11 protein-coding genes are annotated in these 13,626 nt (G+C 41.7%); 5 read left to right on the top strand and 6 right to left on the bottom strand.

The features are described 5' to 3' along the window. Positions 1 to 109 precede the first annotated feature (109 nt). On the bottom strand, positions 110 to 415 hold the full coding sequence (locus JWQ34_RS16170) for a hypothetical protein (RefSeq protein ID WP_299358942.1): 306 nt from the start codon (positions 413 to 415) through the stop codon (positions 110 to 112). Between the two features lie 103 nt (positions 416 to 518). Here JWQ34_RS16170 and ligA point away from each other — a divergent pair, with 103 nt between their 5' ends. From ligA to dapA, 3 genes are all read left to right on the top strand, one after another. Then, a complete protein-coding gene (ligA, locus tag JWQ34_RS16165) occupies positions 519 to 2,528 on the top strand; it encodes an NAD-dependent DNA ligase LigA (protein ID WP_299358940.1) in 2,010 nt (669 codons plus the stop codon). A gap of 208 nt (positions 2,529 to 2,736) precedes the next feature. After that, positions 2,737 to 5,181, top strand: coding sequence for a DUF5686 and carboxypeptidase regulatory-like domain-containing protein (locus JWQ34_RS16160; protein WP_299358938.1), 2,445 nt, complete (start codon positions 2,737 to 2,739; stop codon positions 5,179 to 5,181). A gap of 112 nt (positions 5,182 to 5,293) precedes the next feature. After that, positions 5,294 to 6,169: a 4-hydroxy-tetrahydrodipicolinate synthase gene (dapA, locus tag JWQ34_RS16155; RefSeq protein WP_299358936.1), complete on the top strand. Its 876-nt coding sequence runs from the start codon at positions 5,294 to 5,296 to the stop codon at positions 6,167 to 6,169. Between the two features lie 76 nt (positions 6,170 to 6,245). On the opposite strand, the gene JWQ34_RS16150 is transcribed toward dapA, so the two are convergent. The 5 genes from JWQ34_RS16150 to JWQ34_RS16130 all read right to left on the bottom strand — a co-directional run bounded on the left by JWQ34_RS16150 (position 6,246) and on the right by JWQ34_RS16130 (position 11,520). Beyond that, positions 6,246 to 7,148, bottom strand: coding sequence for a sugar phosphate nucleotidyltransferase (locus JWQ34_RS16150; protein ID WP_299358934.1), 903 nt, complete (start codon positions 7,146 to 7,148; stop codon positions 6,246 to 6,248). A 54-nt stretch (positions 7,149 to 7,202) separates the two neighbouring features. Further along, positions 7,203 to 8,318, bottom strand: coding sequence for a M42 family metallopeptidase (locus JWQ34_RS16145; RefSeq protein WP_299358932.1), 1,116 nt, complete (start codon positions 8,316 to 8,318; stop codon positions 7,203 to 7,205). A 116-nt stretch (positions 8,319 to 8,434) separates the two neighbouring features. Further along, complete coding sequence (locus JWQ34_RS16140; protein WP_299358930.1) at positions 8,435 to 8,854, bottom strand: GNAT family N-acetyltransferase; 420 nt, start codon at positions 8,852 to 8,854, stop codon at positions 8,435 to 8,437. Positions 8,855 to 8,982: 128 nt separating this feature from the next. Beyond that, a complete protein-coding gene (locus JWQ34_RS16135; protein ID WP_299358928.1) occupies positions 8,983 to 9,942 on the bottom strand; it encodes a hypothetical protein in 960 nt (319 codons plus the stop codon). A gap of 36 nt (positions 9,943 to 9,978) precedes the next feature. Continuing rightward, positions 9,979 to 11,520, bottom strand: coding sequence for an acyl-CoA carboxylase subunit beta (locus tag JWQ34_RS16130; RefSeq protein WP_299358927.1), 1,542 nt, complete (start codon positions 11,518 to 11,520; stop codon positions 9,979 to 9,981). A 101-nt stretch (positions 11,521 to 11,621) separates the two neighbouring features. Here JWQ34_RS16130 and JWQ34_RS16125 point away from each other — a divergent pair, with 101 nt between their 5' ends. Together JWQ34_RS16125 and JWQ34_RS16120 are read left to right on the top strand one after the other, a co-directional pair. Next, positions 11,622 to 11,951 carry a hypothetical protein gene (locus JWQ34_RS16125; RefSeq protein ID WP_299358925.1) on the top strand — a complete coding sequence of 110 codons (330 nt, stop codon included), beginning with the start codon at positions 11,622 to 11,624 and terminating at the stop codon, positions 11,949 to 11,951. Between the two features lie 69 nt (positions 11,952 to 12,020). Further along, positions 12,021 to 13,625, top strand: coding sequence for a SulP family inorganic anion transporter (locus JWQ34_RS16120; protein WP_299358923.1), 1,605 nt, complete (start codon positions 12,021 to 12,023; stop codon positions 13,623 to 13,625). Position 13,626: the final 1 nt, after the last annotated feature.

The raw sequence follows: 13,626 nt of genomic DNA, 5'->3' as shown, positions 1-13,626 counted from the left end.
CGGCTATGAATACCATCTGCATATATGCACATCCGCACATAAAAAAGTGTCCGCCTGTACCTAAGCCTAAGGCCCCAGTCACGGACGGACACTTCAAAATTAAATGATATTAATTCCAGCGGCCTGATACCCAAACATAACCTCGTGGGCGGCGGTCCCAATGGCCTGCTGTCCATACGGCATGCGGGCGTGGTGCGCGTTCCCAACGGCCTTGGTTTTCAACATAAGTACGGCCTCTTGGGGTCCATTCGCCTTCAACCCAAACATGGTCTGGCGATGGTTGTGCTGGGCGGGTGGTTGTTACAGTACGGTGATGCACCATACGGGTTCTCACATAAACCTGGGCACTGCTTTCGGCAGTAGCAAACAGTACTAAGGCTGCTGATGCAAATAAAATTCTCCTTAATGTTTTCATAATGGTATTTGTTAATTATTAATGTAAAGACAGCCCTGGAACAAAAAAGTTTAATTTTTTTATTCCTAAAAAACGTGCGCAAGTAATTTATTATCTTCGTTGCATGTCATCGGCAGAAGCAAAAAAACAAATAGAAACCCTATCGGAAGAGCTAAAACAGCACAGCTATAATTACTATGTACTGGCTATGCCCGCTATATCTGATTTTGAATTTGATAAAAAACTAGAGGCCCTTGCAGCGCTCGAAAAACAGTTCCCGGAGTTTCTGGATGCTGACTCGCCCACGCAAAAGGTAGGCGGTTTTATTACCAAGGAGTTTAAAACGGTTAAGCATCGCTGGCCCATGCTATCGTTAGGTAATACCTATAATGAGCAGGACCTGCTGGATTTTGACCAACGCATACGCAAGGCCATAGGCGATAATTTTGAGTATGTGTGCGAGCTAAAGTTTGATGGCCTGTCCATGAGCCTGACTTATGAACATGGCAAATTGGCCCGCGCCGTTACCCGTGGCGATGGTACACAAGGCGATGAAGTGACCACCAACGTACGCACCATACAAAGCATCCCCAAGCAATTAAAAGGCGGCGGTTATCCGGAAGAGTTTGAGATACGCGGCGAGGTTTTTATGCACCTTAAAGCCTTTGAACGGCTAAACGAAGAACGTGTAGAGAACGGCGAACCGCCATACGCTAACCCGCGCAATTTTGCATCAGGCACTATAAAGCTGCAAGACTCGGGCGAGGTTGCTAAGCGCCCCTTAGATTGCTTTTTATACGGATTATATACAGAACGCACCTTATTTAAAACCCATTGGGAAAGCCTGGAAGCCATTAAAAATTGGGGCTTTCATGTTAATGAGCATAGCCGCCTTTGCAGCGATATAGAGGGTGTACTGGCCTTTATTGCCGAGTGGGATAAAAAGCGTTTCGGTTTAAGTTATGATATTGATGGCATAGTAATTAAAGTAAACAGCTATGGCCAACAGCAAGAGTTGGGCTTTACCGCCAAATCGCCTCGTTGGGCCATATCCTATAAATTTAAAGCAGAGCAGGTACAAACCGAGTTGTTGGCCGTTACCTACCAGGTAGGCCGTACGGGTGCCGTAACCCCGGTTGCTAATTTAAAACCTGTACTACTTGCAGGTACTACCGTAAAACGTGCTACCCTACATAACGCTAACGAAATGCTGCGACTTGACCTGCACGAAGGCGATTGGGTGTTTGTTGAAAAAGGCGGCGAGATTATCCCGAAGATCATCGAGGTGAACCTGGAGAAACGCAACCCATCGGCAGCTACTATTGATTATATAACCCAATGCCCTGCTTGCGGCACCCCATTAAAGCGCCAGGAAGGCGAAGCTGCGTTTTATTGCCCTAATGACGAAGGTTGCCCGCCACAGATCACCGGCAAGATGCAACACTTTATAGGCCGCAAAGCCATGAATATTGATGGCTTGGGCGATGAAACCATAGAAACACTTTACCAAAAAGGATTCATCAGGCATATAAGCGATTTATACACACTATATGAGCATGCCGATGAGCTAAAGTTGATGGGCCGTTTCGGCGAAAAATCCATTAACAACATGCTGGATGGCATTGAAAAGTCAAAACAAATGCCTTTCGAGAAAGTGCTGTTTGGTTTAGGCATCCGCTACATTGGCGAAACCGTTGCTAAAAAGCTAACCCATCATTTTAAAAACATTGACAACCTGGTTGCCGCCACATTAGATGAGTTAATTGTCGCTGAAGAAATTGGTGAACGCATTGCCCATAGCCTTATAGAATATTTCGGCAACGAAAAACATCGTGAAGAAATAGAAAAACTAAAAGCTGCCGGCCTACAATTTGTAAGCGAGCAGAAAGAAGTTGTATTAGCCAGCGAAGCATTATCAGGCAAAACCTTTATCATATCAGGTACTTTTGAGCGGTCAAGAGATGAGTTAAAAGACATCATAGAACAAAACGGGGGTAAGATATTAAGCAGCATATCGGCCAAGCTAAATTATCTGGTAGCAGGCGATAACATGGGCCCCGCTAAACTAGAGAAAGCACAAAAGCTTAACATCCCTATTATTAGTGATGAGGAATTGATGGAGATGATTGGGTAGCCTCGCTCTTCTCTCCGACACGTCATTGCGAACGAGGAACGAGTGTGGCAATCTCTATACGCCAGGTTAACGATTTACCTATCGTGCAGAGATTGCCACGCTACGCTTACAGCAATGACGGCGTGGGAATAGAATTAACAATAATTAACACCTACCGCATGTAACCTTTTAACAAATAAATGCATCTTCGCATAAACTTATCTTCTGCATGCGGCCAACCTTAATTTGTTTTTTATTTTTATTAATAACGACTAAAATATTTGCTCAACAATTTAAGGTAAGTGGTAAGATTACTGATGATGCCGGTAATGCTGTGCCTTTTGCCAGTGTTTACATTCAGAACACTACCCAGGGTGCATCGGCCAATAGCGAGGGCGAATATGGCCTTTATTTAAAACCCGGTCAGTATGTTATCCAATACAAAGCGGTAGGCTATAAGCAGGAAAGCCGCACGGTTGATCTGCAACAAAACAAAACCGTTAATATAACACTAAGCATTGAAACCTACCAGTTACAGGCCGTTAACGTTGGCGGTAAGGATCCGGCTTATGCCATCATTCGCAAAGCGATAAAAAAACGCAAAACTTATCTTAATGAAGTAAAGGCGTATACCGCAGATGTTTACATAAAAGGCTTACAAAAACTACTTGACGCGCCTAAAAAGTTTCTGGGCCGCAATATAGATGATATAGGGAAACAACTGGGCCTCGACTCCAACCGCAGGGGTATAATATACCTGTCAGAGTCCGAATCTAAGTATAGTTATATGTACCCCGGCAATGTGCATGAGGAAATGATATCGTCAAAAGTATCGGGCAGCAACCGGGCGTTTAGCTTTAACCGCGCTACCGATATGCGGGTAAATTTTTATGAAAATTATGAGGATTGGGGTCGGGTTAGTTTAAGACCCTTAATATCGCCCATAGCCGACAATGCCTTTTTTTACTATAACTACCGTTGGATTGGCGAGACTGTCGAGAATGGCAAAACCGTTAACAAAATAAAGGTTATCCCCCGCCGCGCGCACGATCCTTGTTTCGAAGGCTATATTTATATACAGGATGATAGCTGGCGCTTGGTTGGCGTTAACTTATACATCACCAAAAAAGCCAATATTAATATTGTTGATACCATAAAAATTAACCAACAGTTTGTGCCGGTTAATAACAAAGCCTGGATGACATCAACCATCAGCTTTGATTTTGTGGGAGGAATATTTGGCTTTAAGTTTGGCGGATATTTTATATCGGTCTACAAAAACTACGACCTTGTCCCTACCTTTAATAAAAAGGACTTTAACGAGGTGCTGCGCATTACCAAAGGCATCAACAAAAAAGACAGTACCTATTGGGACCAGGAACGCCCCATACCGCTAACCGCCGAGGAAAAGACAGATTATAAAAAGAAAGAAGTACTGGCCGCTAAGCGTGAATCGAAAACTTATATTGATTCGGTTGATAAGGTTAATAATAAATTTAAACCTATTACGCTGGTGCTTGGCGGTATTGATTTAAGGGACCGTTATAAAAAAGAGTACTATCATTTCGATCCGGTATTAGGTGATATTTTCTTTAACACGGTGCAGGGTTTTGCTTTTTACTATAAGGCCGCGTTTACCAAAATGATTGATACGGTAAACAACCGTTTCTTTAGGTTTGCGGCCAATGCAGGGTACGGTTTTTCTAACCATATTTTTAGTGGCGATATTAATATTATTGCCCCTATTAACAAAATTCAGTTTGGTTTTAATGCAGGGTCGGAGGTATTGGATATGAATAACCTGCAGCCTATCACCACGCTATCAAACACCGTTCATAGTTTATTTGCGGGGCAGAACTATCAAAAGCTCTATCAGAAGCAGTTTGTATCGGCATCGTTATCGGGCCGCATATCAGGCGGATTAAGAGCCAGCGCCGCGGTTGAGTATGCTAATCGCAATTGGCTGCCAAATACATCGACCTATAGTTTTTCTAATAATGACTTGGATTACTCCTCTAATAATCCGTTAATACCTACTGCTGATGTACCCTTATTTCCGCAAAACCAGGCATTTAAAATAGCATTCCATGCCAGTTATGATTTTAGTAACCGTTATGAAACTTACCCTAACGGCAGGCGTTATTTACCATCAAAGTATCCTACAATTGATGTAAACTATACTAAGGGCATTAAAAACGTATTAGGGTCGGATGTAGATTACGATAAGATATCTGCTGATATTATGAAAACAGACATCCCTATGGGCCTTTACGGCCGTACATCATTTTACATTGGTGCGGGTAAGTTTATCAATTCAAACAGTCTATTTTTTACAGATTACAACCAGTTTAAAGGTAACGAAGGCCTTTTTTACCGAAGCGGTATCAACAGTTTTTTATTGCTTAACTATTATACCTACAGCACCCATACCGAGTATATTGAGGGCCATTTTGAACACAATTTTTCGGGCTTTATTGCCAACAAGATACCCTTGCTGAGGAAACTTAAACTACAGGAAATTTTTCACGTAAACTACTTGAGCTCGCCCGAACTTAAAAATTACTATGAGGTAGGTGTTGGTATTAGGTATCTTAACCTAAAATTGCTTTACGGGCAATCGTATAATAGCGGTAATAATGTGCATTCGGCCATAAGGCTGGGGATTGGGTTCTAAATAATATCGAACTTCGAAATTCGACATTCAAAATTCAAAATTCGATATTATGACGAAAGTGCTAAAAGCCTCTAATCAAAATTTATTATCTTAGCGCCCTTTAGTATTTAACATGAACAAATTTTACGGAACGGGGATAGCGATAGTTACTCCTTTTCTTGCAGACGGGCAAGTGGATTATGACGGGCTTAAAAAACTCATCAATTATTTAATTGATGGCGGTGTAGAGTACATCGTGTCATTAGGTACAACCGGCGAAAGCGCCACATTAAGCGCGGATGAGAAGAAGAAGGTTTTAACGTTTACTGCCGGGGTTGTAAATGGCCGTATAAATTTAGTAGCAGGCATTGCCGGCAATAACACCGCCGAAGTTGTTGAACAGGTAAAAGCGTTTGATATAGCGGGATATGACGCGATACTATCTGCAAGCCCGCAATATAACAAGCCTACTCAGGAAGGCATTTACCAGCATTATAAAGCCATTGCCGAAAATGCTAAACTACCTATTATTTTATATAACGTACCCAGCCGTACCGGCAGCAACGTAAGCGCCGAGACAACCGTAAGGCTGGCTAAAGATTTTAAAAACATTGTCGGTATAAAAGAAGCATCAGGCAATTTCGACCAGATCAACCAGATCATGCGCGATAAGCCAGCTGATTTCCTGATGATATCAGGCGATGACCCTATTAGTTTACCTATGATAGCATTGGGTGCCGTAGGTGTTATATCTGTAGTTGGCAACGCGTTACCGCGCCAAACATCTGATATGATACGCCGTTGCTTAAACTATGACTTTAAAGGCGCGCAAAAAGGACATTATGATTTGGTAGACATAACCCGCCTTTGCTTTGTTGAAGGCAGCCCTGCGGGTGTAAAAACAGCGCTAAAGCAATTAGGTATATGCGGCGACAAAGTACGCTTACCACTGGTAGCAGTTAGTGATTATACTGCTGATAAGATCATCAAAGAAATTCAGAAATTTTAATCATACCTATTTGGCAATTTTTTAAAACATAAAATCCCGCCATTAAGCGGGATTTTATGTTTTAAAAAATTGCTTATTAACTCCAAAGATTGGCCGGATATATACCATTCTCTATCAATTCTGAAATTGATTTTTGTACAATAGGCTTATCCTCTTTATAAGTAACGCCAAACCATTTTGACGCGGTTGGAATAACTTTAAATGATGCTACGCCGCTTTTTATCAATTTATCAGCAACTAACGGAATGAAAAATTCTGCCTTTGGATTCGCTTCATTCGCTTCAACAAACTCGCGGAACATTGGTTCGCTTTGTTCGAAAACTGCCGGAGTAAAGCCCCAAAAGTTCATAGATACACGGGTATCATTCGGTAGTGGATGCTCACCGGTTCCATCTTTGTAGGCAACTTTGCCACCGTCTGTAAAGTAAACTTCGGTACGCTCGTTAACTTCGGTCATGTTACCTTCGGTATTAACCTCGCATACACCGCGCGATACTGAACCATAATCAGACAAAGTTCTGTCTATCTGGTAACCGATCAATGCATAATGTGTGTCATCCGCTTCGGTAGTTAAAAACTTAGCCATTTTTTCGAAAGCATCGTAACCATAATAATCATCCGCATTAATAACGCAAAAAGGCTCGTTGATTTGGTTACGTGCCGCTAATACGGCGTGGGCTGTCCCCCATGGTTTAGCACGTTCAATAGTTTTATCTATACCGAAAGGCTTCAGATCAAAGTTTTGAAAAACGTAATCTGTTTCTATCTTGCCTGCTAACTTAGGCTCAAAAATGGCTTTAAACGGTTCAACATATTCTTCGCGAATAATAAAGCTTACTTTACCAAATCCCGCTCTTATAGCGTCATGGATAGAATAATCAATAATGGTTTCGCCATGCGGGCCGAAGCCATCAATTTGTTTCATGCTGCCGTAACGGCTGGCCATCCCTGCGGCCAATATTAATAATGTAGGTTTCATAGTAAGTGCAAGGGTAAATAACCCCATATGTCAACGTTAAAAGTAATAAAATGTTTATTTAATATACCTGAAGTCTTGCCCGGCTTTGATGTTTAATAATGATTCGTAAATCAAACGGATAACATTATCACAATCTTCTTTATGCACCATCTCAACCGTGGTATGCATATAACGCAGACACAATGATATCAATGCCGATGGTACCCCATCGTTAGAGTAAGCAAAAGCATCGGTATCTGTACCTGTAGACCGTGACGATGCCTGGCGCTGGAAAGGTATGTCTGCTTTTTCGGCAGTATCCATTAACAACTTGTTTAGATTATTTTGCACAGCAGGGGCGTATGATACTACCGGTCCACGGCCGCAAGCCAGGTCGCCCTGGGTAATTTTACTAATCATGGGCGTTTGCGTATCATGGGTAACATCGGTAACAATAGCCACATTTGGTTTAATGCGATGTGCTATCATTTCGGCACCACGCAGGCCAATTTCTTCCTGTACGGCATTTACGATGTATAGGCCAAAAGGCAATTTCTTTTTGTTCTCTTTCAACAAACGGGCAACCTCGGCTATCATAAAACCACCAACGCGGTTATCCAGCGCACGGCCAACATAGTAGCGGTCGTTCAATATCATAAACTCATCCTCATAAGTAATAACACAACCTACGTGGATACCTAGTTTTTCCACTTCGTCTTTTGAGGTACAACCGCAATCTAAAAAGATGTTTTTAAGTGACGGAGCTTCTTCCTTCTCGCCGCCTAGGCGGGTGTGGATAGCCGGCCAGCCAAAAACAGCTTTAACTATACCCTTATCAGTATGGATATTAACACGTTTTGACGGCGCTATTTGGTGATCAGAGCCGCCATTACGGATAACATAGATCAAACCATCGCTGGTGATGTAATTTACAAACCATGATATCTCATCAGCGTGAGCTTCAATAACCACTTTATACTCGGCTTTTGGGTTAATGATAGCTACCGCGGTGCCGTAATTGTCAACATAATGATCATCAACATAAGGCTTTATGTAATCCAGCCATAGCTCCTGGCCCTTCCACTCGAAACCCGTAGGTGAGGCATTATTAATATATTTTTCAAGAAACGAAAGTGACTTATCGGTTACTACCGTAACGTGCTCTTTTTTATCTGATTTTTTTTTAGACATAGCGTTGATTTTGGCCCTTTTAACCGGCCGTTGCAAATATAATATTTAGCTTAAAGCTTAAAGCACAAAGCGAAAAGCTTTTTTTAATTAGCATAAAACCTACCAGCTTTAGTCTTTCAGCTTTTAGTTAAAAGCTTTTTCTCCATTATCTCGTAATCAAATCCACCTTTGCTAAATAAAGTGCCCGTTCGTTCAAAACCATACCGCAGGTAAAAACCTATGGCCGTAACCCTGGCATTGCACCATATTCTATCTGCGCCTTCTGTGATGGCAAAGTCCATAATATAGTTTAATAGCATTTTGCCGATACCCATGTTTTGCACCGGCGCATCTACCGCGAATTTTCTAAACTGAAAATCTGTACCGTTTTGAAATAACGAAACCACTGCTACCAACTCATTATTTTGAAACGCGCCAAAGTGATAGCCATGATTATCCTCCTCCATTTCCATTTCGTATAATTTGGAATCGGGGTATAATACCCGCTGGCGTAAGCGCCAGGTAAGTTCGGGGCGGATTTGCTCTATTTGCAACATTTTATACAAGGGCAATTATTTAGTAGGAATATTTGGATTAATGCAAGCAAGGCCTCGTGCGATTCCCTCCCCACGGGAGGGAATCGCACAAGGCTCGGCTTTGAATTGGTACATATTTTAGATCAAGTCTATTCTGTTGGGATGTTTTTTTCTATACAGTACTTTTCAAACTCTGTGTCGGTGTTAAAATAAGAATCACAGAACTCATTTAATTCTTTCTCGGTAGCTTTAACGTATTTTTCATTAGCTGTTAGCAGCTTTTCGGTTTGTTCAATAAAACTCTCGAATTCTTTATTGATCTTACAGAGTTTATCAATGGTTTTAAAATCAAGATCCCTATACTTTGGAGGAAATAATATTTTGCTTTCATAGGGATTGGCTTTTAACTCGATAATTCCAATCCCAAACGACTGATTTAAACGTTCCATTTCTTCTGTTAATGTATCGCTGATTTCAAATGCAACTAAATATCCGTAATTAGCCCAACTTGAATTTGAAACAGCCTGAAAGAATGATTTCTTTAATTCGTAATCAGAATTGATTTCCTTCTTAATCTCAAAAGATGAAATCTTAAATGTGTCAACTCTATTAATTGCTTTTAAAAATGTTTGACTAGCTCTTGTTTGTAAGTTCAAAAATCGAATACCGACCATATCGGGGTGCACCCATTTTTGGTGATTATCTTTACTATTTAAGGATTGTTCATGAAATATAGTTTTTGAATAGATTTCTGTGTTTTTTAAATAGCTGCTTAATAATTTATGTAAATGTCTTTCGTCATATCCTGTTGCCTTAACTTTTTTATTTTCAACTTGTAAAGTAGGGTTAGTTAATGATATCAGATCAAGATTGTTTTCATTTTTTGTTAAATAATAAGAATATGTTCCTCCAGTTTGTCTTATCCTTTTCACTCTGGTATCCCCTGTGCGAATAAAATCCCCTAGTAAAGCCGATATAGTTGCCGGAGGCGTTTTTGCCTCTTTAAAATCGTAATATTTTTTGTTTATAATATTATCAAGAACCGCTAAGTAATTAGTAACTCCATTTATATCTTCAAGACTTTTTATAATGGCTTCTTTTATGGTCATAAACTATTTTTTAACAATATTAATATTTGAATTCCCTTATAGCGGTATATTCCCATGCTTTTTCTTCGGATTATTAACCATTTTATTCTCCAGCATCTTGAATGCATAGATGAGTTTTAGCCTTGTTTCTGATGGCTCTATTACCTCATCTATAAAGCCACGCTCGGCGGCGCGGTAGGGGTTGGCAAAGGTTTCCGAATAGAGCTGTTCTTTCTCTTTCCATTTAGCTTCCGGGTTGGTTGCCGAGCTGATCTCTCGTTTAAATATTATCTCGGCGGCGCCTTTGGCACCCATAACCGCTATCTCTGCCGACGGCCAGGCGAAGTTCATATCGGCACCAATATGTTTAGAGTTCATTACATCATAAGCGCCGCCATAGGCCTTACGGGTAATAACCGTAATGCGCGGCACTGTAGCCTCGCAAAATGCATACAGCAATTTAGCGCCGTTGGTAATAATGGCGTTCCATTCCTGGTCGGTGCCCGGTAAAAAGCCCGGTACATCTTCCAGTACTAACAATGGGATATTAAAACTATCGCAAAAACGTACAAAGCGTGCGGCCTTGGTTGATGCATGCCTGTCTAAAACCCCCGCCAAAAAGCCGGGCTGATTGGCTACAATACCTATGCTGCGGCCTGCCAATCGAGCGAAGCCGACTACAATATTTTCGGCAAAATCTTTATGAACCTCTAAAAACGAATCGGTATCAATTACGTGGGTAATCACCTCGCGCACATCATAAGGTTGCAAGGCCGCTTCGGGTAGTATATTGTTTAGTTCGGGGCGTAACTCGTTTGTTGGGTCGTAAGGTAGAGCCGGTGCTTTATCCTCGCAGTTTTGCGGCATATAGCTTAGCAGTTTTTTAATATGGTTGATAGCCTCTATCTCGTTAGCGCAGGCAAAATGCGTAACGCCCGATTTACTAGCGTGCGTATTTGCACCGCCTAATTCTTCGGAAGTAACTATCTCATGCGTAACCGTTTTTACCACATTGGGGCCGGTTACAAACATGTACGAGGTATGCTCTACCATCAAAATAAAATCGGTAATGGCAGGCGAATAAACCGCGCCACCCGCGCAAGGGCCCATTATAGCCGAGATCTGCGGCACTACACCTGATGCCATGGTATTGCGGTAAAATATATCGGCATAACCACCCAGTGATACTACACCTTCCTGAATCCGGGCACCGCCCGAATCATTCAGCCCAACAACCGGCGCACCATTTTTAATAGCCAACTCCATGATCTTGCAGATCTTTTCGGCATGAGTTTCAGACAGCGAGCCACCGAAAACGGTAAAATCCTGCGAATACACGTATATCAGCCGGCCATTAACTGTGCCATACCCCGTAACCACACCATCGCCGGGATATTTTTCTTTCTCCATTCCAAAATCGGTAGACCGATGGGTAACCATCATGCCTATTTCCTGAAACGAGCCTTCGTCCATTAAAAAATGTAACCGTTCACGCGCGGTAAGTTTTCCTTTTTTATGCTGACTTTCAACGCGGGCCACGCCGCCACCGGCCAAAGCCTGTTCGCGTTTATGTTTTAGTTGCTTTATTTTATTATTCACAATATAATTATAGTGTAAGATTTTAAAATTAACAATTAAATTGAACAAAAGCCGTTTACTAAAGTTGTAACACAAGCTATAAGATCAATATATTTGCGCCAGTGAACACTAAGAACAAAAAAATAATAGGTATGCTTTTTATGTTCGTCTTTGTTGTAAAGATGTCCATATCGCTGATGCCTTTATTTTCGTTTTTAGATAGTGATACCGCCCGTGCGGTTATTATGCAGTTAGAGCATGAAAGCAAGGACGAAAAAGAAAAGCCTGATAAAGATGCTTTCAAAGAGAAAAAGAACTTTGATGAACACCTGTTTACTTTTTTTCACTACGATCCTTATTTAGTTGAAACAAATTATCTGCATAATTTGGAGCATTCGTTGCTTATTCAACTTTACCACCCTGTGGTACCCACGCCCCCTCCAAACGTTTAAATGAATAACCCGGGCCTTGCTCCGGGATGGATTGCTATTCATTTAAATTTTTAATTCAAATCATTCTATATGTATTCAAAGCAAGATGGGACAGCTATGGGCAGTCTTAATCTCGGTAAATATTTTTTGCCAAAAAATCTTAAAAAAGATATTCCTTCAAGTGTTGTTGTTTTTTTAGTGGCCCTGCCGCTATGCCTGGGTATCGCGTTAGCATCAGGCGCGCCTTTGTTTTCCGGTATTTTAACTGGTATTATTGGCGGTGTAGTAGTTGGTACTTTAAGCGGATCGCAACTAAGCGTTGCCGGGCCGGCCGCAGGCTTAACCGTTATCGTGTTAAATGCCATTACCGGGCTAGGCTCGTTCGAAACGTTTTTATTGGCCGTATTATTAGCCGGTGTTATACAAATAGCCTTAGGTATTATTAAAGCCGGCACCATTGCCAACTACTTCCCATCGGCAGTAATAGAGGGGATGCTGGCCGCTATCGGTATCATTCTCATCATGAAACAATTCCCGCATGCGGTTGGTTATGATGCCGATTTTGAGGGCGATGAAAGGTTTAGCCAGGTAGATGATCACAATACCTTTTCGGGCATTACTCGTGCATTATCCAGGATAAGCTATGGCGCGGTAATTATAAGTGTTGTTTCGCTTGCGCTGATGATCTATTGGCCGCGATTTAAAAAACTGGCTATTGTGCCCGCACCGTTATTAGTGGTGCTATCAGGGGTTATTTTAAGCCTGATATTTGGCGGGACGGAGCTTGCACTTAAAGGAAAGCAGTTGGTAAGCATCCCGGTAGTAGCTAACGCAAGCGAGTTTTTTGGCTTGTTTAAATCGCCTAACTTTTCGGCGATAGGCAATAAGGAGGTTTGGATAACCGCCATCACCATTGCCGTTGTCGCCAGTTTAGAAACGCTTTTAAGTTTGGAGGCTGCCGATAAGATAGACCCGATCAAACGGATCTCACCAACCAATCGCGAACTGGTTGCACAGGGGGCTGGTAATATAATAAGCGGTTTGCTTGGCGGCTTACCCATGACAGCGGTTATTGTACGTTCATCAGCCAATGTTAACGCCGGCGCACGTACTAAAATGAGTACCATTATACATGGGGTATTGTTGTTATTATCGCTGTTATTTATCCCGGCGCTGATCAATTATATCCCGCTGTCATGCTTGGCTGCAATATTATTGGTTACCGGTTATAAGCTGGCGCGAATAAGCTTGTTTAAGCACATGTGGCACCAGGGGTTATCGCAATTTATTCCTTTTGTGGTAACTATTGCTGCCGTTGTTTTAACCGATTTGTTAATCGGCGTGGGCATTGGTATGCTGGTAGGTGTGTTTTACATACTGCGCACCAATATGCGTAATCCATATTTCTATCATATAGAGGATAATACCAACCGCAAAGTCATCCGCATAAAACTGGCCGAAGAGGTTTCTTTTTTAAACAAAGCGGCTATACAGATCAAGCTGACAAGTTTGCCAAAAGAAACTGAGGTGATAATTGACGGCACCAACTCCCGGTATATTGACCCGGACGTACTGGAGATCATCCACAATTTTAAGCACAATGCTTACACCAAGGCCATTATTGTACAACTGGTTGCCATTAAAGACCGCTACGATGTGCCTAAACTGAAAGAATTAATTAACAATCCTAATTAAA

Origin of the sequence: Mucilaginibacter sp., from assembly GCF_028288185.1 — a bacterium.
GTDB lineage: Bacteria > Bacteroidota > Bacteroidia > Sphingobacteriales > Sphingobacteriaceae > Mucilaginibacter.
Note: the sequence above shows the minus strand (reverse complement) of the source record. Positions and strands in the feature narration are given on the sequence as shown.